The organism is Neptunicoccus sediminis, from assembly GCF_001719615.1.
GTDB lineage: Bacteria > Pseudomonadota > Alphaproteobacteria > Rhodobacterales > Rhodobacteraceae > Amylibacter > Amylibacter sediminis.
In genome coordinates this window covers 375,409-397,097 of record NZ_MDVX01000003.1, presented here as the reverse complement: position 1 = coordinate 397,097, position 21,689 = coordinate 375,409, and the positions used below count along the sequence as shown (strand labels likewise).

28 protein-coding genes are annotated in these 21,689 nt (G+C 45.5%); 18 read left to right on the top strand and 10 right to left on the bottom strand.

Going from position 1 to position 21,689, the window contains the following annotated elements; all coding sequences use genetic code 11:
• Positions 1-28: 28 nt before the first annotated feature.
• The 6 genes from BFV97_RS08425 to BFV97_RS18730 all read right to left on the bottom strand — a co-directional run bounded on the left by BFV97_RS08425 (position 29) and on the right by BFV97_RS18730 (position 5,683).
• The gene (locus BFV97_RS08425) at positions 29-1,132 is read right to left on the bottom strand and encodes a phage major capsid protein (RefSeq protein WP_069299887.1); all 1,104 of its coding nucleotides are present in this window, start codon (positions 1,130-1,132) and stop codon (positions 29-31) included.
• 36 nt (positions 1,133-1,168) lie between these two features.
• Positions 1,169-1,837: an HK97 family phage prohead protease gene (locus tag BFV97_RS08420; protein ID WP_083225566.1), complete on the bottom strand. Its 669-nt coding sequence runs from the start codon at positions 1,835-1,837 to the stop codon at positions 1,169-1,171.
• 142 nt (positions 1,838-1,979) lie between these two features.
• Entirely contained in the window at positions 1,980-2,162 is a 183-nt protein-coding gene (locus BFV97_RS08415; RefSeq protein ID WP_069299885.1) for a hypothetical protein, read from the bottom strand.
• A complete protein-coding gene (locus tag BFV97_RS08410) occupies positions 2,155-3,375 on the bottom strand; it encodes a phage portal protein (RefSeq protein WP_083225565.1) in 1,221 nt (406 codons plus the stop codon). The genes BFV97_RS08415 and BFV97_RS08410 overlap by 8 nt, the downstream gene beginning before the upstream one ends.
• A 47-nt stretch (positions 3,376-3,422) precedes the next feature.
• A complete protein-coding gene (locus BFV97_RS08405; protein WP_069299883.1) occupies positions 3,423-5,174 on the bottom strand; it encodes a terminase large subunit in 1,752 nt (583 codons plus the stop codon).
• 17 nt (positions 5,175-5,191) lie between these two features.
• On the bottom strand, positions 5,192-5,683 hold the full coding sequence (locus BFV97_RS18730; RefSeq protein WP_157888291.1) for a hypothetical protein: 492 nt from the start codon (positions 5,681-5,683) through the stop codon (positions 5,192-5,194).
• 103 nt (positions 5,684-5,786) lie between these two features.
• Between BFV97_RS18730 and BFV97_RS18725 the strand changes: the two genes are divergently transcribed.
• From BFV97_RS18725 to BFV97_RS19245, 4 genes are read left to right on the top strand one after another with little or no spacing between them, the layout of a single operon-like run.
• Positions 5,787-6,005 (top strand): hypothetical protein, encoded by a 219-nt coding sequence (locus BFV97_RS18725; RefSeq protein WP_157888290.1) that lies wholly within the window; start codon positions 5,787-5,789, stop codon positions 6,003-6,005.
• Complete coding sequence (locus BFV97_RS18720; protein ID WP_157888289.1) at positions 6,002-6,436, top strand: hypothetical protein; 435 nt, start codon at positions 6,002-6,004, stop codon at positions 6,434-6,436. The genes BFV97_RS18725 and BFV97_RS18720 overlap by 4 nt, the downstream gene beginning before the upstream one ends.
• On the top strand, positions 6,423-6,611 hold the full coding sequence (locus BFV97_RS08400; protein WP_069299882.1) for a hypothetical protein: 189 nt from the start codon (positions 6,423-6,425) through the stop codon (positions 6,609-6,611). Before BFV97_RS18720 ends, BFV97_RS08400 begins: the two co-directional genes overlap by 14 nt.
• Positions 6,608-7,018, top strand: coding sequence for an HNH endonuclease (locus tag BFV97_RS19245; protein ID WP_083225564.1), 411 nt, complete (start codon positions 6,608-6,610; stop codon positions 7,016-7,018). The genes BFV97_RS08400 and BFV97_RS19245 overlap by 4 nt, the downstream gene beginning before the upstream one ends.
• 198 nt (positions 7,019-7,216) lie before the next feature.
• Here BFV97_RS19245 and BFV97_RS08395 read toward each other — a convergent pair whose 3' ends face one another.
• Positions 7,217-7,684 carry a hypothetical protein gene (locus tag BFV97_RS08395; RefSeq protein ID WP_069299881.1) on the bottom strand — a complete coding sequence of 156 codons (468 nt, stop codon included), beginning with the start codon at positions 7,682-7,684 and terminating at the stop codon, positions 7,217-7,219.
• Between the two features lie 46 nt (positions 7,685-7,730).
• A complete protein-coding gene (locus BFV97_RS08390) occupies positions 7,731-8,288 on the bottom strand; it encodes a hypothetical protein (protein ID WP_069299880.1) in 558 nt (185 codons plus the stop codon).
• A gap of 874 nt (positions 8,289-9,162) precedes the next feature.
• Between BFV97_RS08390 and BFV97_RS18715 the strand changes: the two genes are divergently transcribed.
• The 3 genes from BFV97_RS18715 (at position 9,163) to BFV97_RS18710 (ending at position 12,094) form a co-directional block, all read left to right on the top strand.
• Complete coding sequence (locus tag BFV97_RS18715) at positions 9,163-10,866, top strand: hypothetical protein (RefSeq protein WP_157888288.1); 1,704 nt, start codon at positions 9,163-9,165, stop codon at positions 10,864-10,866.
• 20 nt (positions 10,867-10,886) lie between these two features.
• On the top strand, positions 10,887-11,318 hold the full coding sequence (locus BFV97_RS08380) for a GIY-YIG nuclease family protein (protein ID WP_069299878.1): 432 nt from the start codon (positions 10,887-10,889) through the stop codon (positions 11,316-11,318).
• Positions 11,319-11,398: 80 nt separating this feature from the next.
• A complete protein-coding gene (locus BFV97_RS18710; RefSeq protein WP_157888287.1) occupies positions 11,399-12,094 on the top strand; it encodes a hypothetical protein in 696 nt (231 codons plus the stop codon).
• A 198-nt stretch (positions 12,095-12,292) separates the two neighbouring features.
• Here the strand turns inward: BFV97_RS18710 and BFV97_RS08375 are convergent, their stop codons facing one another.
• Complete coding sequence (locus BFV97_RS08375; protein WP_069299877.1) at positions 12,293-12,592, bottom strand: H-NS histone family protein; 300 nt, start codon at positions 12,590-12,592, stop codon at positions 12,293-12,295.
• A 127-nt stretch (positions 12,593-12,719) separates the two neighbouring features.
• Here BFV97_RS08375 and BFV97_RS18705 point away from each other — a divergent pair, with 127 nt between their 5' ends.
• From BFV97_RS18705 to BFV97_RS08325, 11 genes are all read left to right on the top strand, one after another.
• A complete protein-coding gene (locus BFV97_RS18705) occupies positions 12,720-12,866 on the top strand; it encodes a hypothetical protein (protein ID WP_157888286.1) in 147 nt (48 codons plus the stop codon).
• A complete protein-coding gene (locus BFV97_RS08370; RefSeq protein ID WP_069299876.1) occupies positions 12,866-13,051 on the top strand; it encodes a hypothetical protein in 186 nt (61 codons plus the stop codon). Before BFV97_RS18705 ends, BFV97_RS08370 begins: the two co-directional genes overlap by 1 nt.
• An 11-nt stretch (positions 13,052-13,062) precedes the next feature.
• The gene (locus BFV97_RS08365) at positions 13,063-13,353 is read left to right on the top strand and encodes a hypothetical protein (protein WP_069299875.1); all 291 of its coding nucleotides are present in this window, start codon (positions 13,063-13,065) and stop codon (positions 13,351-13,353) included.
• 371 nt (positions 13,354-13,724) lie between these two features.
• Positions 13,725-14,366, top strand: a complete 642-nt coding sequence (locus tag BFV97_RS08360) for a TetR/AcrR family transcriptional regulator (RefSeq protein WP_216635952.1) — start codon at positions 13,725-13,727, stop codon at positions 14,364-14,366.
• A 37-nt stretch (positions 14,367-14,403) separates the two neighbouring features.
• On the top strand, positions 14,404-15,477 hold the full coding sequence (locus tag BFV97_RS08355) for a C4-dicarboxylate TRAP transporter substrate-binding protein (protein ID WP_069299874.1): 1,074 nt from the start codon (positions 14,404-14,406) through the stop codon (positions 15,475-15,477).
• A 65-nt stretch (positions 15,478-15,542) separates the two neighbouring features.
• A complete protein-coding gene (locus BFV97_RS08350) occupies positions 15,543-16,112 on the top strand; it encodes a TRAP transporter small permease subunit (protein ID WP_069299873.1) in 570 nt (189 codons plus the stop codon).
• Positions 16,109-17,422, top strand: coding sequence for a TRAP transporter large permease (locus tag BFV97_RS08345; protein WP_069299872.1), 1,314 nt, complete (start codon positions 16,109-16,111; stop codon positions 17,420-17,422). The genes BFV97_RS08350 and BFV97_RS08345 overlap by 4 nt, the downstream gene beginning before the upstream one ends.
• 13 nt (positions 17,423-17,435) lie before the next feature.
• The gene (locus tag BFV97_RS08340; RefSeq protein WP_069299871.1) at positions 17,436-18,212 is read left to right on the top strand and encodes a cyclase family protein; all 777 of its coding nucleotides are present in this window, start codon (positions 17,436-17,438) and stop codon (positions 18,210-18,212) included.
• Between the two features lie 5 nt (positions 18,213-18,217).
• Complete coding sequence (locus BFV97_RS08335; RefSeq protein ID WP_069299870.1) at positions 18,218-19,147, top strand: fumarylacetoacetate hydrolase family protein; 930 nt, start codon at positions 18,218-18,220, stop codon at positions 19,145-19,147.
• Positions 19,148-19,150: 3 nt separating this feature from the next.
• Entirely contained in the window at positions 19,151-20,170 is a 1,020-nt protein-coding gene (locus BFV97_RS08330; protein WP_069299869.1) for an SMP-30/gluconolactonase/LRE family protein, read from the top strand.
• A 5-nt stretch (positions 20,171-20,175) separates the two neighbouring features.
• Positions 20,176-20,676, top strand: a complete 501-nt coding sequence (locus tag BFV97_RS08325; RefSeq protein WP_069299868.1) for an OsmC family protein — start codon at positions 20,176-20,178, stop codon at positions 20,674-20,676.
• A 15-nt stretch (positions 20,677-20,691) separates the two neighbouring features.
• On the opposite strand, the gene BFV97_RS08320 is transcribed toward BFV97_RS08325, so the two are convergent.
• Complete coding sequence (locus tag BFV97_RS08320; protein WP_069299867.1) at positions 20,692-21,687, bottom strand: LLM class flavin-dependent oxidoreductase; 996 nt, start codon at positions 21,685-21,687, stop codon at positions 20,692-20,694.
• Positions 21,688-21,689: the final 2 nt, after the last annotated feature.

The following is a 21,689-nucleotide window of genomic DNA, read 5'->3' as shown; positions in this document are numbered from 1 at the left end:
AAAGGGGCGGTGCTGGTGTTGCCTAAAATTAAGCAGCAGCCATTTTCAAAGTTTTGATTGCGTTGGAATCCAACATTGCGTGACCAGTTCTGTAGTTGGCATAATAACCAACTTTCCCCGGAGTAGCCGTGTTGCGCTCAAGTTCGATTGTTTCACGGTCAACGATGACCATTGCGCGATTCCAATCAGCGATTGCAGCAACAACTTCACCCGCAGCAGGATCGGCCATAAAGCTGTTTTCAACGATAGGACGGCCCCAAAGCTTGTAAACGCCTTCTTTTGCGTCCCAAACAAGTTCACTACCTGTGGAAGCTGTCAAAGTGTGCAATTGCGAATACGCACCTGTAGACATAACGATTACAGCGTTTTTGCGGTACTTTTCGGATAGACCGAATACCATTTCGCGTAGATCGTCCAATGTGATTGCAGCAGCAGCATCCGCAACAACAGGGGAAGCAACAGCTTCAATTGTTGTAACATGTTCGGCAGCTTCTGTTTCAACAGCCAGACCCAAGATTTGGTTAATCATGCTTGCGTCAAAGTTCACAATGTCAGAAATTGTTTCGTTGGAAACATATTCAAGACGGTCATAAGAACCGATTGAAACTGTCTTTTCAGTGATTGTGGAATCTGTAGAAGTGTTTGCAGTACCACGTGTAGCGCCATTCTTAGTGAAGCCAGATGCGCCACCAGCGAAGAAAGGAACTTTTGCAGTTGTTGCAGTTGTAATCTCTTTACGTGCCAATAGGCGGAATGGGTTGTCTTCGTGTAGACCAGATGCAACACCGAATGTTTGTGAAGGTGCACCAGTTACATTTTGTGCTTGGTTAAGAGCCTTTGTTTCAATTGCAACGCCAGCTTTGCCGTTTTCTTCCACGTCATCAAAAGCTTTTGAAAGTGTAATATCTTCCATTAAATTTTCCTCTTTATTAATTACTGGTGCCGCTTCAAATTTTGCGATTGCGGATTCCAATTCTGTTTTGATTTCTTGAACGGTTGCTTTTTCAGCTTCCAATTCCTTTTTAAAATTTTCAAAAACATCGGATTTAACAAAAGCTTCCAACGCGTCTTCCTTAACAACGCCTGCAAATTTTTCGTCCAACATCTCTTTAATTTGTGTTTCAATTTCCATTTTTAATTCCTCTTAATTTTGTACGTACTTTTAGGATTAATAATTTTTAATGGCCGCTAAAATGCGTTCCAATTGCTCTGCCTTTTCGCATTCCACGTTTTCGGCTTTGCGTAATTGAACGATTCCGTTCCAACCATTTTCGAATAGTGCTTTGATTTCTTGTGGCGTCATTCCAACGCCTTTCAAACTTTCACGAAGTGCTTTTGTAGAAATCATTCCGTCTTCCGATTTAACGGAAACAACGTTAGCAAGCGCATTTGCTGGATTAACAACAACGCTTGTTTCTAAAAGGTGAATTTCACTAAATGTGTTTCCACCGAATTCATTTTTTTCAACTGAATCTTTTCTTGCGCCAAAACCAATGGAAACGTCTTTCAACTTTCCCATTTTCATTAATTTGTATAAGTCAGCGCCACGGCTGGTTTCAGTAAAGATTACCCCTTTGGCTAAAACGCCATGTTCATCAGCAACTAAATCTGTCCATTCACCAGCAGGTAAATCTTTAGTGTTGTGGTTGAAAAACATTGGCAACATTTTGTCATCTGGTGAAAAACCAGTTATGAAATTGTCTAATGCGCCTTTCTTGATAATGTCATTGACTTTATCTTTGTTTTCAAACGTAGTTAGATAGGCCGTAAATGTGCCTTCATCATCTGCAAAATCTTCCATCTTAATGTGGAATGATTTAGTAAAAGTGCTGTCCATTATTGAACCCCGTTAAATTTTATTCCTCATTATTATTTAGTCATTTGAATCAATTGGGATTTTCAAAAACGGGAATTAAAAACAAAAAAAGCCCATTTGAACTTAATCAAACGGGCTTTAGGATAGTTATTTTTGGATTTTGTTAGTTTGGTTTAATTTTCCATCCTTTTTCCTTTAATTCCTTTTCATTCGCACCATATGCAGATGCAAAATCGTCTACATTTTTAACAACGTATTGGTTGCCATTTGGGCAATTAACAACGTAGGAATTTGGCGTTTCTGGTTTTGCGTTTTTGTAAACTGTTTCTTTCTTTTTCTTATTCATTGGATGGCCCCGCGCTTGTTCTTGGTCCTTTCGGATCATTTGTTTCATAGTTGTTGTGACTAGTTGGTTGTGGTGCAGACGGTGTTTCAATGAAAGATTCACCATCTTCAATTTTTGGCAAACCTGCCATTTCACGGGCTTCATTTTTTGTCATTAATCCACCTGTGAATAGATCAAGAGCAACTTTGCTGTTCATTTGAATGTCACCCTTCGCATATCGTGTGCTGTCAAAACCGATTGTGTATTCGGTATCTTTTCCGAGCAATGCAGCCGCTAGTTTGTCCGCGATGTTGTTTGCAATTGGTTTCAATCCACGGTTGTAGAAGGTGGAATTAGCCTGTGCCATGTTGCTAAATTTGGCGCTGTCAGTGTCATTCAAAAATTGCGCTGGCACGTTAAATAGAGCAGCTATTCGGCGCATAGATTGTTGTTTCAAAGCTTGGCTGTCAGCATCACTTGCCTTCATTGGCAGGTGCTGTTTGAACGTCATCCCGTCAGTTAGAATAGCTGTTCCACCAACAGACGTGCCACCAGCACCAAATCTTTTCTGCCAGCCCTCAACAATCGCTTTTCGAATATTTGGTTCAACAGATGTTGGTGCTTCAATTACACCGCCAACAGACGTGCCATTACGAAAATTATTCGTTAAATTTTGGTCTAATGCCGTGTCTTGTTCGATTAGTGCTTTTGACAACATTATCCTGCTGTCACCCTCAACATTCTGCCCTACAATGTCGCGAATGTGGATGATATCTGCTTCTTTGTAGATCGTGCCGTTTGTGTGGCGATAACTGCGAATATAAAATTGGTTCATTTGCGGCGTAATATCAGCAGGGTCTAGTGGTACAAGATCAGTTACCCGATTGTTGCCACGAAAAATTTGCACATACGCATTGCCATAAAATAGAATGTCGGAAACTAATCTTTCTTTAAATTCACTGGCAGACATATTGTTATTTGGACGTTTTAAAATCGCGTTCAATGGATGGTCAACAGGTTCAAATGACTCTGAATCTTTCTGTGCAACAGACCAAGACAATTGCCCAATTTGTTCTGATAATATGTTTACACAATTTAGCACAGTCGGATTTTGACGGGCTATTTGAACGTCAAATTCGGTCGCTTTTGACGCGCCACTAATATAAAAATCATATCTTGATTGTGCTTGTGGTGTTTCTTTTGGTGTTAACCATTGTGATAATCTTCCAAACATTAATTATTTCCTCAAAAATCTATTTCCTTTCTTTCTATTATTTAGTGTTAATAGAACTCGTATTCGGTTGTTCCAGTTTCAGTTTCTGTTTCAGTTTCGATATCGTCTTCACCAAAATAGAAACCATAATTTGGTTTTGGCTCGTTTAAATTGGCTCTTACCATTGCCATAATGATAGCAATTACGGAGTCAATTTTTAGATTAACGTCTTCACCTTTACGAACTTTTACGTTTTCATTCGTATCAACAAAGATGCGACAATTCGAAACCATCCAGTTTAAAAATTCGTCTTTTTCGCTAATCAATTCACCATTCAAAATTTTGATTTCAACTTCTTTGGTTGTTGGTGAAAGAGCCTTCATAGATTGTTGAACATCAACCATTGTAAACCCGTCTTCTGCAAGCTGGTTTGTCAAAGTAATTGCAGACCAATCGTCAAAACAAATTTCTTCTACCTGATATTTGCTGGCTATTTTGTGGATGAAATCGCGGATTGCAGCGTGATCAGCTACTTCACCTTCTGTGACAATCAATTTGCCACTATCACGCGCGTCTGCATACACTTGGCGAACGTACTTTGCCGCCTCTTTGAATGCCTTTTCTGGAATAAAACATTGGTGATCTACATAAAATTTGCCGTTGGTATCAGGTCCAAACACCATCGCAACAGATGACAAATCTTTGGTAGCGCCTAAATCTAGACCAATATAAAGGGGTAAATTGCGATTAATTTTTTCAACAGCGTTCTTTTTCCATTTCTCAATAGGAATCCAAGATTCATTTGTTTCAATGAATTCATTTAGATATTTCGTTCTGTAATTTGCGGCTACTGTGGTGATTGATTTGGCTTGTTCTAATTCCTCTTGGTAGAAATCTTTTTTTACAGACACGCCAAGGTTTGGTTGTGCCTTGATAACGTTTCGCAAGTCCTGCCAATCGTCGCCGCTGTCAATTTGATAGGCTAAACAGAATATTCTTTCGTCTTCTAATATCCCGTCTAAAACTTTCTTCGCATAATCCAGTTGACCTAGGAAAAAGCTATTTTCATTTCCGGGCTGTCCTGTTGTTAGATGCACGATCAACGGGCTTTTTTGGTTGCCCATTGAAGATGTGACCACGTTAATTAGGTTAGGATCGGTGATCGCTGCACTTTCATCAGCAACAGCTAAACGAATATTCAGACCGTCCAGACGTTTTGAATCTTTTGACAAGGGAACGTAACGATTCCACTTGGCCAGATTGGATAGATTGTTTGTAGTTTCCTTAACATCTTTTGTTAAAATTGGGTCTGAAACGTCTTTCATTCTGCCAGACATGCCGAACACCAGCTTTGCCTGTTCCTTACGCGTGGCCAAAGTGACAATCTGGCTACCCTCTGGTGCAAACATAAGCTCATACAAGGCAAGTGCGCCCAAAATGGTAGATTTCCCTGCTTTACGTGCAACTAAGGTTATGGCGCGGGTATAGCGTCTTATATCGCTGTCGTTCTTATCTATCCAACCGTATAGGTTAACCATCAAGAATGCTTGCCACGGTTGTAGTATGATATTTGAACCAGCAACTGGCCCTTCGACAAAATTTAACGCTTGAATGTAGGCCAGCACGTGGCCAGCCTTTTTAACATCAAATTTCCAACGAAAATCTTTGTTATATTGACGTTTTTCAACATCATTTAAGAACTTTTGCGCCTGTTTAATTACATATTCACCAGCTATTAATTCGCCCTCTGCTACCTTTCGTGAATATTCAACCGCGTCTTCAACCGTCGATTTCCTTTCTAAAATAAAATTTGTTGTCATTTCCTTTCTCTGTTTGGTTATGATCCATTCATTAATGACTCATTTTCGTTTACCTCAACTGTCGTACCTTCAATTAAAGGTACGCGCGTATTTGGCGTTAAATGAAATTCAGACAACATGGGGATTATTGAACGGCTAATTTCCAATAAAACAGATGACGCTAATTTGCGGTCTATTTTTAACGTAGCTCGTTCATTCTTTGGCGCGGATTCATACAATTGCATAACATCGCGATACATAACAATTTGATCAACCAACAACGAAAGCAGGATTCCGTGTTCCTCTTGCGTCTGCCCTTGATTGTGCAAATAGTCGGAAAATGTATTGAATATTGTTTGCTTTGAAACGTCACTGCCAGCTTGCATAAAATAGGGAATATCCAAGTGCGATAGCCGCTCAACTGGAACTATTAAACCGCCATGTAAATCGTTTCTAAATGTGCCTTCTAATTTGTGTTCAGCTAAACTTTTTTTATTATGTCCGCCAGAACGCCCCTTTTTGCCAGCCATTAATTCCCATTTCCTCTTTTAATATCTCATTTAATTCAATGGTATTTAGTGGAAATGAGCAGTTTATCCCTAAATAATTTTGTACAATAAGGGGAACAAATAAATGGATGATTACGATTACGTCAGAAAAAGATTAGATCAACATTCAGAAACAATATCTAATCACTCTGCAAAAATTGGCGTGATTGAAAGCAAAGTTGACACCAATGGCCGAGATTTAAAAACTTTTAAAGATGCTGTTGTTAAAGTTTTGGTTGGTTTGATATTGGCAGGAATAACGGGACTAATTGGATTCTTGATTAGTGGCGGTCCTGCATTATGAAAGAGAAAACAAAATTAAAGAGTCTGGTAATTTCGGCTTATACAATATTGGCAATCAATTTAGCGATATTTGCTAAACCGTCTTTGGAATCGGTGATATTTCCAGTTGTTTCAGAAATTGAAACGGTTGAATCCACGAATATAGATGCCGATTTACAGCGCGTTTTTGTGAGATTTAAAAAATATCGGGATTGCGATTTTGTCGGATTGAGAATGTCAGACCCACTTGGCTACAGAGTCAAATTCGAATTTTTAGATCAGCATGGCGGCGATAGCTATCATTCAAGGCCAGCAGGGGTGAACGTAGCTGGTCCTTGGTTGGTGTACAGCAGCTATCCACTAGAAGAAATGAAAATAGAGGCCATTCACTTCTGTGACGGTCTATTCGGTAGAAAAAATAAAGTAACAAGCGTGATGAATGATGGAAAATAAAACATACAAAAGAGAAGTGGCAATTGCGCTATTGGTAGTAATGTTTCTGCTATTCGCCGCTGGCTTCTATGACGAATATTTTAAAGAAATCGGTGAATTGCTGGTTAGCCCTGTATTCCTGTTTAGTGGTGCATCTTTTGGGCTGGATTCATTCTCAAAACAAATGCGAAAATGAAGAATAAACGAGCTAACAGACCATGTACAAAGATGAGTGGTTGCCGTGCTTTTTCTTGTGATGACGATCTGTGTAGAGCTAAGAAATTTAAGCGTCATGACGTAAAACGAATAGGTAACGAACACCACAAATTTTATAATACTAAAGTATGGGCGGCTATTCGTGATGTTCAGTTGTCGCAATATCCACTGTGCGAACGCTGCATTGGAATGGACGTGGTTACACCTGCTGTTGTGGTAGATCACATTATACCATTTCGCACTGCTGACGATGCTGGCTGGAAATTGTTTGTATCACGCAGTAATCACCAGTCATTGTGCAAAGCCTGTCATGACAGTGAAAAGCATAAAGGCGAAGTGAAAGGCATATTCCATAATTGGACTGATAGCAGACATAAGCAGACATAAAAAAACCGCCACAATGGGCGGTCTAGTTGCGAGTCATTATCAAAAAAGAGCCATTTGCTAACATGTAAAAAAATTCACTGCGGGTGTGCTATATTGTCGCACCCCTTTTTGCGTTTTGGGAGTGTGACATTTATGTAACAAATATAAACGAGCGGGATAGACAAAGAAAACTACCCCGCTCTGACTGAACATCGTTATTTAGGTGTTTTTACAATCTTCAATCTTAACTAAAAGCTCTGGCTGTGTTTTCTTAATTATACCAGAAATCATGACACCAGCAAATACAGCCATGCCGCCAATTTCTTCGTCTTCCAACATTGATACTGTAACAGCGCCGCTTACGTTAAGAATAAACTGGTCAAATCTTTCTGGATATTCTTCACCAGCAAAAACATAGAACACAATTTCTTTCGGTGATAGATCACGGTCTGTTTTCTTGTCTTTGTTTGTCATACTTTGAATAAACATTTTCTCTACATGGGGTAAAATCTTTTTCTTTTCCCATGACCAAAGGCTGTCATATTCTGCAACTGCTTCAACTACCTCTACACATTCTTCTTTCGTAAATGGATCAACAAGGCCCATTTTTTCTTCTGCATAAGCTGGTGCAACTGCGCCACTCATTACCATTGCTGCTGTCGCTGCTGTCATTAAAATCTTTTTCATTTGTCTTTTCCTTTTGTTGTCTTGTCTTGTGATTGTATTTAGTAATTTACCGTTTTTGCTCGATTATCACCTTTTCTAATAGGCTGGCATAATATGTGCCAACCAAGATCGCTATTAAGTTACCTTTCAATAAAGGTTTGCCTCTAATTTTCCTTTCAAATGTTGCACCATTCTGTCCCTTAACTGTTAACTTTCCGCTGTCATTAATGGACATTTTCAGATTAACGCCATTAAACTTAAATGGATTCACGTCACCATTAATTGCTTTCTGATATGCAATCGCTAATGTTTCACGATCATTCTGGTCAATTGGCATAACAATTTGACTGCTGTTATGCGTTGTTTGAAGATGGTTTTCCAATCTCATATTTGTTGGACATACATTTGATTCATCACCGTCAATTGCAATTACCTTCGTCCCTATTATTCTTTCACCAATGTAGATTCCAAATGCTTCACGAATAGCTTTGAACGTTTTATTGGTTCCTGATAGCTTTAATGCATATGTTCCAGCAGTTGACCTTTTCTTAATGATACTTCCATTACGTCTGTAATAACGTCCTTCGTGAATATAAAATTCCTTTTCAATTTCTTCTAATGTCATTTCCTTTACCTGTTTAAGAATCATTAACTGTTATTATAATTGATGTTGTTACGCCGGTAAACCGGATGAATAATCTTTTTCTTGTTTTCATTAGTGGATAATTAATGTGAAAAAAATCTGGCGATTTTTGTTCCTGCTGGCGCAGGTCTCTTTGTTCTTATTCTTTGTTCAATCATTATGACAATCACCAGTGACACCTGAATAGGTAGTAGGGGGAATAGGTTCTCTACGTACTAACGGTTAACCTATATTTTTACAAAAAAAACACCAGTGACACCTGAATAGGTAGTAGGGGGATGTATCTCTACGTACTAACGGTTAACCCTATTTCCCATATCACATAGTTAACCGTTAGTACGTAGTACTCTACTACTCTCCCCATTCTCTAAAGAGTCACTGGTGAATGTAATTAATGGTTATTGTTACTGTTGATTAGAATTTAATTAAAATATCAGGACGTGAAACGAAAAATCGTCAGATTTTTCCCACTAATGATTCATTAATGAATGTTATGATTTTGTTTCCAAATCTATTGACCAGACATTGAAAGTTTGATATAGTTTCTTTAGTGGTTATCATTAATTTTTCTAATGATTCGTTTAGTTATTATGAAAACTTTTCATGTAAAAATGTTAAAATAATTGGGAATAGCTACCCTTTTAAGCATTCTTTATTACTAAATACCACTGTTAGGCATTAAGCTTTAAAAATGGAAGGTGAAGGGGGCAGCGCAGCCCCCGACACTACTTAAATTTCATTTTACCATAGTTTGAACGTCTAATTTCATTTTTAAAGAAAGCTTAAGACACGAATTGATTTTTCATTATACCATGTAATCGCCTCTTAGTTTTCAACACTAATTGAGGTATTTTTTATGTCTAATGACAAGTTAATTAACGAAAGTTTCCACACACTACCAGCGTTTCGCAACTGCCCATCTTTAAAGCAAGTTGTTATTACTGGTGATAGTTTCCGCACAGTTTCAGATAGCATATATGCTGAATACAACTTTGATGATTTGATTTCAAAGAAAGGCGGTCCAAAACCAAATATTCCCATTATTCTAGATGTTATCCTGTCAAATTTGATAGCAACACACCGCAAGAATCCCGATTTCTATTTGCGCGTTAGTCTTGACGAAAGAAACCCCATTTACATTAGAAAGAGCCGCTACAATGCGCACGGTATAACGAATAAGATTATGCCTATTCTAGATCATATGGTGAAAGTTGGTCTGATAACCATGCACAAGGGGTACTATGACCGCCTAAACGACACCAGCAGCCAAACTAGAATAAAGGCCAATGCCGAGCTAACAGCCTATTTTGAGCGTGTCAGCGGCTATTCTATTGATCACGGGAAACGTGAATCTATCATTTTGAAATCAGCAGACGGGAAATTGTTAGACTATTCTGATAATGAAGCTGTTGTACTCATGAGAGCTAACCTAAGACTGTACAACGAACTACTAGCCAGCACCCATTTTACAATTGCAGGTAAGGAAGTTTACGCAGAAGACTATAGCAACCGACCAGAACACGCCTTAGCTGGGATGGTTATTGAGCACGATTTGAATGAAGATAAGTTCGTTCGTCGCGTCTTTAATCGCGGAAATTGGTTTCATGGCGGTCGTTTTTATGGCGGTGCATGGCAACAGCTACCATCCAAAACCCGCAAAAAACTTGAAATCAATGGTAAAAGAACTGTCGAGATTGATTACTCTGGTCTACATATCCGCATAATTGCTGCTAGGTGTGGCGTCGATCTAGGCAAGAAAGACCCTTATAAAGTTGGTGTTCTTGATACTTCCATTAATTCAGAGCAGCAGCGCAAGATTTTGAAACTAATCATTTTGATTGCTATCAATGCAAAATCGGTGCTGGAAGCTTGTAGATCATTCACCAACAAACATGCCAACTTGATTGCCCATGTTGAGGGAAGCAAACACGATTACATCAAAAAATATATCAACCGTTTTGTTGAAATTCACCCTTGGGCAAAAAGCTACATCTGTGCAGATGCTGGCATTAAGTTAATGAATGAAGACGCGCAGATTGCAGAAAGTGTAATTATGCACTTTGTTAAAAAGGGGATACCCGTTCTGTGTGTACATGACAGTTTCATTGTTGACGCTGATTATGCAGACGAACTTGAAACTGTCATGCGCGAAGTAACTGTCATAAAATATGGAGTCGAATTTCAGACCGATTATGACAAAGAACCTGTTGCACCAAAGACCCCCAAAACAGAAACTATTTTCGATTTATTCGCTAATTCCAAGCGTGTCAAAAAGTGTGACGTGGTAGCAGGTAGAGGCGAATTTATGACATTGTTGGTTCCAGCTTTGAAAGACATTGCTAATACCAATTCCATTTTGAACAACCAAGTTCTTTTGGAAGACACCACTGTTAAAGTGATAAGATTGCATAACAAGATGCTGAAAAAGGAAAAATTAGGACGTTATGGCATGAAAAAGCCAAACGATTTTGTATTACCAGAAAACTTTGATGACGCTCAAAAAGTGTTTGACCTTCTACAAGATGCCATGACCAACTATTTAAACCAAAAAGCAGGATAAGAATAGATAGGAAAGGAAAAATGTCACTATATATTAAGAATGAGATATTGGCTCGAAACAAATTTACTGCAAACACTGTCACGCAATGTGACCCGTTTGTTTACCTTTGGGAAAATGAAAAGAACGGTATGAAATATATTGGCGTTCACAATGGACAGAAAGGCTATTGCTATGCTGGTAGTGGAAAATTGTTTGTTGAGGCATTTAACGAAAATCCCGAATATTTTTCTCGTGTTATTTTGGATCACTCAACCAGTTATAATTACGTTATTGAAAGGGAACAATATTATCTGAATCATTTTTGGGCTGGCGGTAATGAAAGTTGGTACAACTTGACGCCAATGACAGATCAGGAACAGCAAGTTTGGAGAGACAAAGAAAATAGATTGAGGCAAGAGCACATCGCCGCCCTACGTCAAAAAATTGGTTATTCTGGTGTTTCATTTAAATAATCCCAAAATTTCGTTTTTACTAAATAATAATAAGAAATGAGAATTTCTACTGAACAAGACATTAAACAAAGAGAAAGGAAATGATTACAAACAAATTAAAAAAAATTGCAGCCGCCAAAGATTGGGATATTGTATCAGAAATCACAAATTCGAATGGAAAAAAGAAAGTTAGATTAAAAAACAAAACTTGTGATTGCGTCAAAGAAGTCAGTCATGGCCATTTGTACAGCCAAACACGTTCACTAAAATGCAGGATTCATGGCGAAACAAGAAAAGAAACAACAGATTTATACATAGCATCAGCAGAAGAGCGCGGGTTTGAATATGTCGGACGTTCCACTAAAAAAGCTCACGTTGAGCTTGAATGTGAAAATTGTGGTGCACCAAAGACTGTCCATTCCAGCAATCTAGTCCGTTCGTCCATTCGTTGCCGCGAGTGTGATCTAAGTGGCGCTAGAAACGGCAACGAAGCTGCTTTCACATATCTTGCACGTGTCACCATGCCAGACGGGTATATTTGGATAAAACACGGTTCCACGCGAATGTTGGAATATCGTATCAAAAATTTAAGTTCAAAGAATGGTGCAACAGTTGAGCTATTGGCGCATAGGGTGCACCCAAATAGAAAAGAAGCATTTTCTGCCGAAACCGATTTCAAAGCTACCTATGCGTCTTTTCAAATTGATTATGATGACGCGATTAAAAAGAAAATTGTGGATGGTAAAAAAGAGGCGTTTACACCAGATATTTTAGCAGAAATTGGCATTGGCGTGTAATCATGATCATGATCATTATTGCAGCTATCCTATTCGCATCAATTTACTACGTGCAAACAACGAAAATTACAGAATATGACATTTTTTTACTGCAACAGGCACAACACCACTGTGAGAAAATAAAACGAATAATCGAAAAATAAAAAAAAACCGCGTCACAATCAAATGACGCGGTTTTTTACTAAGCAGGGGATATGATTACTGGTTTTCGATCCGAACAGCGTCTTCACCGTACTTTTCAACAGCCTCTGCGAACCAAGCTGGCTTTCGTCCAGCAGCGCCACAAGTTAGTGAATGATCGTCAGGATGGCGGAAAACTGGTGCAGCTTTCTTGCGTGTCTTTGTTCCAAACAAATCTTCTTTTGTGAGTCCAAGCATTTCAGCTTTTTCTTTCAAATCAGCAATAGCTTCTTCTTTTTTGTTTTCAATGGCGTTGGTCAACTGTTGCTGTGCATCCATCAGTTCTTCCAAAGACATATTCGAAAAATCCATTTTCATTTTTTTAAACTCCGTTTTGTTATTGTTCCTGTCGTTTTTCTAAATTCCATTTCTTATCCGGTCAAGGGGCAAAAATCGCGATTTACTAAATAAAGGTATGAACAACAAAACAAAGAGGAATACCAAAATGGAAAACGAATATATTAGCCCTTACCAAATTTTACGAAATATAGAAGCTTACAACAAAGAAGTAAAAGCGATTACCGTGCGCGCAAAAGCACGTCAAAGAGCGTTTGAAAAAAAGAAAGAACAGCTTTTGAAAAAGGTGCAATAATGAATAGACAACAATTTAAAGAGCGTGTGGCGTTAATGGTGATTGCGATAATTGAAGACGAATTTGACAGGTCATCAAAAGAAAAAAAGCCAATGTCATTTTTTTCACAAGAAGTAGACGATATTTTAAGAACCGTTGAAAGATATGACGCAGAAATAGCCGAATTGATTCATGATAAGATATAAGAGGAAACAAGATGTTTAATGTAATGAATAAAGCGCCACTTTATTTGATGAAAAATGGTCACAAACTAGTAGGGCGATTAGATCGCGCAGAAGTGCCAGTAGACGAAGCAATAGCCATTATGGACGAACTACCAGAAATGGACGAAGACGCCGCAACACAAATTTGGCTGTTGTTGGCAGTTTGGCTATTCAAAAATAGTAAAAGTGATATTGCCCATTTCGAATTAATGTCACCAGCGCCTGACGGTCTACCATTTGATGAATCTGAAATCGCTGATTTGATTGATCAGCATCAAATGTAATGGAATCATTAACTGTCGGATCAACCAGAGCCACGTGAAAAAGATGCAAAATCCGCTTGACAGGGTAAATTTGGGGTAACTTGGATAGTGTTTTGGATACTAAATGTGATACTATTTGTCCGCTAATACCCTTCACAAGTTATTGATTTTAAACGATTTGTAATTTCGTCGGACAATCCCTGTCTCTCCGCCATTCACTCTCGTTCCCCAGTCAGTCCAACCTTATTCCCGTACGTCACTACGCCCGCGCTCTTGACACGACTCGCGCCCTTTCAAATACTGACTGAGTGACCAGTTAATTTCCGTTCAGTGGAAATCACGGGCTTGGGAGGGCTTTGATTTTGGGACAGACGAAGGCGCAGTCAGCAGGGGTGGAATCTCTTTCCGCGGCTAAGGAATCCCGTTTTGATGCTATTCTGGATGCGTCTGAAACCGTCTTTGCCCGCTGCGGTTACGAAGGTGCCACCATGCGCGAGATTGCGGAGCGTGCGGGAGTGGCGCAGGGGTTGATCCACTATCATTTCAAATCCAAGGAAGTTCTGTTTGAGGCTATGGTGTCGCGCCGGTCGAAACAGATCAATGAAACGCGGGCCATGCTACTGGACCAGATATTGCAACAGGCGCAGAGGCCCGATCTAGAACCGATCGTTGAGGCGCTGTTCCGCCCCACCATTGAGGCCGGACTCTCGCAAGCCAGTGACGGCGGTGCCTTTGCGCAGATTCTGGTTACGACAGCCAATTCCGCAACGGAGCGGGAACAACTGCTGACCGAGAAATACTACGACCCTATCGCGCAGAAATTCATCCGCGCCTTTATGCAGGTAGAACCCGGCCTGACCCGCGCCAATGCGGTTTGGGCCTATATGTTTGCCATTGGCGTGGGCATGACCATGATGGCCAAGACCGGACGTCCGGCCCGCCTGTCCGATGGTCTGTGCGACGACGGGGATGCGGATGAGATGTTGACCAAGATCGTCCCGTTCATCTGCTCCGGTATCAGGGCGCTTGGCTGATTATATACTATCGAAATTCACTTCTGGGAGGAAAAGAATGAAACATTTGATTAAAAACAGCGCCGTAGCGGTGGCCCTATTGGCCGGAGCGACTGTCGCCGCGCCCCCTGCCACGGCCGAAGAAATCAGCGCCACGGTGGTGGCCGGACATCCCCCGGTTTTCCGCTGGGTAAAACACGTCAGCCAGACCTTTATTCCGGCGGTGAATGCCGCGCTGGAGGATTCGGAATATACCATCAACTGGAGCGAGCAATACGGCGGGTCGCTGGCCAAAGTGGGTGACGAACTGGAAGCAACCGAGGAAGGGCTCGCGGAAATCGGTCTGGTGTCGAGCCTGTTTGATCCGGCCAAGCTCGCCGTGCAGAACGTCACCTATTTCACGCCGTTTGTATCCAGCGACTCTACCGTTGTGGCGGAATGGATGGACAAACTACAGGCCACAGATGCGGATATGAAGGCGGCGTGGGAGGCAAACGGTCTGGAATATCTGGGCGGGGCTACGGGCATCGACGACTATCTGCTGATGACCAATTTCCCCGTGGACAGCATTTCGGATCTCGAAGGCAAGAAGATCGGCGCGCCCGGTCCGGCTGTGAACTGGCTGAAAGGCACTGGCGCTGTCGGGGTCTCGGGCAACCTGACCACCTATTACAACGAGATCAAAACCGGCGTTTATGACGGTGTGATCGTCTTTGCCTCTGCCGCTGTGCCGGGCAAGCTGTATGAGGTTGCGCCCCATGTGACCCGCATCGGGTTCGGTGCGCAATATGCCGGTGGTATCGCGGCCAATAAGGACTGGTATGACGCCCTGCCCCCGATGGTGCAGAAGGCCCTGAAAGGGGCGGCGATTACCAACCGGATCGCCTATCACAAGGATCTGGACGCAACCGTTGGCAAATTCCTGAGCATCATGGAAGAAAACGGTGCGACCGTTAAACAGGTGGACGAAGCCTTCCGCAAGGAATGGGCCGACGGCATGGATAATGTTGCCAAAATCTGGGCCGACAAGCTGGATGCGGACGGCGTTGGCGGCACCCGCGTTTTGAAATCCTACATGGACACCATGCGCGAGGCGGGTGCAACGCCGGTTCGCAACTGGGATCAAGAGTAATCTCCCTGACTGGGGCGGGTCGTTTGCCCGCCCCTTTTTTTCCAAGCTGACTGGACCTTTCGATTATGACCGATTTTCATGCCGACTCCGGGCAGGCGTTTCTGCCGCCGTGGTTTCAGTGCATCCGCCGGATTGCAGACGTAATGACGCTTGTGCTGAACGTGATCGGCACCCTTTTGATCCTTGCGGTAATGGTGCTGGTGAATGCCGATGTGATCGGGCGCGTGGGGTTTAACACCCCCGTGTCGGGCGTGCCTGAAATCGTCTCAATGTCCATCGTCGCCATCGTCTTTTTGCAAGTGGCGCAAGCGTTTCGTAAAGGCCGTCTGACCCGCACCGATGCGGTGCTCGATTACATCCAGAAACGCGCACCGCGCCTGCGCAGCTTGTTGGAATTGATATTCACTCTGGCCGCTATCGCATTGATCTGGCAGCTTTATGCGGCAAGTGAGCCCCTGTTCGTCAAAGCATGGGTACGAGGCACCTATGAAGGCACAGTGGGCGATTTCACCGCCCCGATCTGGCCGGTGAAACTGATCATCCTGATTGGCTGTGCGGCCCTTTTGGTGCAACTGGTGCTGCATGCCGTAACCAGCCTGTTCGCGCTGTTCGCTGCGAAAGGTCCCACGTCATGAGCCCGTTTGAAATTGGCCTGACCTCCTTTGGTGCGATGGTTGTCATGGTGTATCTGGGGTTCTGGGTGCCCTTTGCGCTGATGTTGTCGTCTTTCGTCGGCGTCTGGTTGATCAAGGGGTCGCCTCTGCTGGCAGGCAAGCTGCTGGCGCTGGCCGCCTCTGAAACCATATCGAGCTATTTCTTCGGCGTGGTTCCGCTGTTCATCATGATGGGGTTTATCGTTTCGGTCACGGGCATGGGGCGCGATGCTTTTGACGTGGCAAATCATATGTTCCGGCGGGTCCGCGGCGGGCTTGGTTTTGGCACGGTCGGGGCCAATGCCATTTTTGCAGCTATTACAGGAATTTCAATTGCTTCTGCGGCAGTCTTCACACGCATTGCCGTACCAGAAATGCGCCGCCACGGTTATTCCAAGCGGTTTTCTGTCGGGGTTGTCGCCGGATCTTCGGTGCTCGGGATGTTGATCCCGCCAAGCCTGCTTTTGATCCTCTATGGCCTGCTGACGGAACAATCCGTCGGGGACCTGTTCATCGCCGGCGTTTTGCCCGGACTGTTGCTGGCCTTTGTGTTCTGCCTCGGGATCTTTCTGGTGGCTCTGTTCAAGCCCAAACTGATTGGCGAGGGCATTACCGATCCTTCTGACGATACGGATACGCTGACCACGCGGGAGGTATTGGCCAAAGGTCTGCCCATCGCCGCGTTGATCGGTCTGGTTCTGGGCGGGATTTACGGCGGGTTCTTCACCCCGATTGAGGCCGGTGCCATTGGCTGTTCCGGTGCTATCATCATCGGATTGCTGCGCCGCGCCCTTACCCTAAAGGATTTCTGGGAGGTTCTGACCGATACCGGCCTGATCACCGCCGCGATTTCCTTTCTGATCATTGCAGCACAAATGTATTCGCGGATGCTGGCCCTAAGCGGCGTACCTGCGGGCTTTGGCAATTTTGTTGCAACCGCGGAAATCGGCTATTGGGGCGTGATCCTTGCCTATGTGCTGCTGGTGATCCTGATGGGCACCATTCTGGACAGTTCGTCAATCATGCTGATCCTCGTGCCCTTGATGCTGCCGGTTCTGTCCCTGTTGCAAGTGGATCTGATCTGGTTCGGAATCATCACCATCATCGCCGTTGAAATCGGGCTGCTGACACCGCCCTTTGGCATATCGGTCTTTGTGATCAAATCTTCTCTGGATGATCCGAGCATCACGCTCGGGGACATCTTTTATGGCGCAGCGCCCTTTGCGGTGTTGATGCTGGTGGTGCTCGGCCTTGTGCTCGCCTTCCCGCAACTCGCCACGGCATTGCTTTAGGAAAGGACATATTATGCCCCGTCGCTTTGTAGATCTCTCTGTTCCGCTGGAAACCGGCATTGCCTCGGACCCGCCGATCATGCTGCCTGAAATCGAATATATGACCCACGAGCAAACCGCCGAGCAGGTTTTATCCTTCTTCCCCGGTCTCCAGAAAGAGGACCTTCCGGGGGGTGAAGGCTGGGCGGTTGAAAAACTGACCGTGGCCACCCACTGCGGCACCCATCTGGACGCGCCCTACCACCACCACTCCACCATGAGCAACGGAGAGCGCGCGATCACCATCGACGAAGTGCCGCTGGAATGGTGCATGAACCCCGGCGTCAAACTGGACTTCCGCCATTTCGAGGACGGTTATCTGGTCACAGCGCAGGACATAGAGGCGGAACTGAAACGCATCAATCACGAAATACAACCCCTTGATATTGTTGTGGTGAACACCTCTGCCGGTGCCGCCTATGGCCAGCCGGATTACCTGTTGAAAGGCTGCGGCATGGGCCGCGAGGCGACGTTGTATCTGACCGAACGGGGCGTGCGCGTCACCGGAACAGACGCGTGGAGCTGGGACGCCCCCTTTGCCCTGACCGCAAAGATTTATGCCGAAACCAAAGACCCCTCAATCATCTGGGAAGGCCACCGCGCCAGTATGGACATCGGCTATTGCCACATGGAAAAACTCAGCAATCTGGAGAGCCTGCCCGCGACCGGATTTGAGATTTCCTGCTTCCCTTTCAAAATCAAGGCAGCCTCCGCCGGTTTCACCCGCGCCGTTGCCATTTTCACGGAGTAATTCCGATGCGCCTTGCCACTGTTACCTACAACGACCGCCCGCTGCTGGTGGCTGCAATTTATGACGACCGTCTTCTTAATCTGCGTGCCGCAGCCAAAGCCGCCGGACAGGATGACGGGGATTTCACCTCTATGCAGAGCCTGATTGACTCCGGACAAAGGGGGCTCAGCATTGCCCGCGGGCTGGTCGATCACCCCCAGCAATCCGCCACGATTGCGCAGGCGGATGTGACCTTTCTGCCCCCGATCATGCCAGTGCAATACCGGGATTGTCTGGTGTTTGAGGATCACCTGACCAATTGTTTTAAAGTGATGGAAGAAACCACAGGCCGCAAACACGAGGTGCCGGACGTCTGGTATCAGCAGCCGATCTATTACAAAGGCAACCGCATGTCCTTTATCGGGCATGGCATAGACGTGCAGTGGCCCACCTATGCCGAGCATCTGGATTTTGAACTGGAACTGGCCATCGTTGTTGGCAAAACCGGCAAGAATATTAGGGCCGAAGACGGGATCAACCATATTTTCGGGTATACGATCCTGAACGATGTATCCGCGCGTGATGCACAAATGGCAGAAATGCCGGGGCAGCTTGGCCCCTGTAAAGGCAAGGATTTTGACACCGGAAACATCCTTGGCCCTTATATCCTAACCGCTGACGAAGTCCCACATCCCGTTGCACTGGATATGGAGGCACGGGTGAACGGCGAACGCTGGGGCGGTGGCAACAGCCGCCAGATGCACCACGACTTTGGCGCAATTCTGGCCCATATCTCGGCCTGCGAAACCGTCTATGCAGGGGAAGTCATCGGCTCTGGCACGGTTGGCACCGGCTGCGGTCTGGAACTGGGCAAACGTCTGTCGGATGGCGACAGATTTGAACTGGAGATCGAGAAAATCGGCATTCTCGCAAACCGGATCGTTAAAGGAGCCTAAGCCATGGGAAATCCCATCGACGGCTTTGCGATCGACCCGGACAGCCTGAATACAGTTGGCACGGACCTACAACGCCCCGAATGTATTCTGGCGGAACCGGACGGCTCGCTCTGGTCAGCGGACGCACGGGGCGGTGTGGTACACATACGCCCAGACGGAACCCAGACCCTGATCGCGCAAAAGGTTGAGACCGGCTTTGCCCAAGCCAGTGATGACGCCAGCCGCTTTACCACCGGCACCCTGCCCAACGGACTGGCTTTTGCCCGCAGTGGCGACATCCTGATTTCGAACTTCGGAACCGACCGGCTTGAACTGATGAAGCGCACAGGCGACAGCGAGGTGCTTTACGACAGCATCAACGGCAAGCCCATTGGCAAGGTCAACTTTGTGCTGCGCGACAGCAAGGACCGCCTGTGGCTGACGGTTTCCACCACGATCCCGAACTGGATGGAGGCTTGTAGTCCGAACATCATCGACGGCTTTATCGCTATGGCCGATGAAAAGGGCCTGCGGATCATGGCGGACGGGCTGCATTTCACCAATGAAATACGCTTTGATGGGAATGAAAGCCATCTTTACGCCGTGGAAACCTGTGGAATGAGGATCACCCGCTTTCAGGTGGCCGACAACGGAGACCTGAGCGGGCGAGAAACATTTGGCCCCGAAAGCCACAACGCCTTTATCGACGGGATCGCCTTTGACGCCTATGGCAATCTCTGGGGCACCCATGTGATGACCGACCGCATCTTTGCGATCACGCCCGACGGGGATCTGCGTATCCTGTTGGATGACGACAATGGCTCCCCCGAAGGTAAGGCGCTGCTAAAGGCTTTTGCGCAAGACAAGGTCACACCCGATTTACAACTGGCCTGCGGAGGCAGCATCGCCAACTGGATGGCCAGTATCACTTTCGGCGGACCCGATCTGACGAACGTCTACATTGGCAGCCTGCGCGGCACCACTATCCCCTATTTCAAATCCCCCGTGGCCGGCTTGCCGATGATCCACTGGAACGAGAGGTAATTCCCATGAGCGATACAGAAGAGCAACCGCAACAGGCACTGGTGCAGTTTGACTGTAAAGGCCACGCCACCGGAAAGATGCGCAATGATCTGGAAGTTACCATGTCACAGCCCTTTGCCGAAGGCCCCTTCCACATGGCCACAGATGAAGGCAGCTTTCACGGCGGTGATGCCTCTGCCCCGCCGCCACTGGCGCTGTTTGTCGGGGGACTGACGGGCTGCATCATGACGCAAATCCGCGCCTTTGCGAAACGGCTGAAGGTAACAGTGAAGGATCTGGACGTGGAAACCCGCGTTGTTTGGAACTGGGAGGCCAAGGGCCGCGTCTACGAAACCGCGCCGAAGTCATTTGAAATCGACGTATTGATCGACAGCGACGATCCGCAGGACAAGGTTATCGAACTGATCGAAGCTGCGAAAAGGGGCTGCTTTCTGGAACAGACGCTGGGACAGCAAAACACCATTCACCACCGGATGAAGACACCCGATGGCTGGGTTGACGTTTAAGCCATTTCAATCCTGTCAGGGCTTTACCAGCCCTGACATCACATCCGCTGCAATCTCGAAAGACCGCAGCCGCGCCTGATGATCGTGAATCATCGCCGTGACGATCAATTCGTCCGGTTTGTAGCGGTCCAGAATGATTTCAAGCTGGCTGTTCACAGTATCCGGCGCACCAACCGCGGACACTGACAGCGCATGTTCCACGCCTTCCATCACGGCAGGAGGGATTTGCGCTTTCACATCATCCACAGGCAGCGGCAGCTTGCCCGGTTTGCCCGTGCGCAATCGCGCAAAAGCCAGCAATTGCGAGGAGCGCAAATATTCTGCCTGTGCATCCGTATCCGCCGCGCAAACTCCGGCTGCGACCATCACATAAGGTTCGGACAGAATGGGTGACGGCTTGAAAGATCGACGGTACACATCCAGCGCCTGATCCAGCATGGCAGGGGCAAAATGGCTGGCAAAAGCATAAGGCAGCCCCAGCATCGCCGCCAGTTGCGCCCCATAGAGGCTCGACCCGAGGATATAGACCGGCACCTGTGTGCCAACACCCGGAATGGCACGCACCGGAGCATTGTCGGGCATATCGTCGAAATAGCCCATCAACTCCTGCACGTCCTGCACAAAAGTATCTTCCGGCGACATATGCCGCCGCAAGGCCCGCGCAGTTGCCATATCCGTCCCGGGTGCCCGCCCGAGCCCGAGATCAATCCGGTCGGGATAAAGCGTGGCGAGCGTGCCGAACGCCTCAGCCACCATTAAAGGCGCGTGGTTGGGTAGCATAATACCCCCTGCCCCCACACGCATGGTCGAGGTCGCCCCCGCCACGTGGCCAATAACCACAGCGGTCGCAGCACTGGCAATGCCGGGCATATTGTGATGCTCCGCCAGCCAGTAGCGATGATACCCCGCCTTTTCCGCCAGCTGCGCCAGTTCAACCGTATTTTGCAAAGCCTGCCCCGTGGTCTGGCCTTCGGGGACAGGTGAGAGATCGAGAAGAGAAAAATGTTTCATAT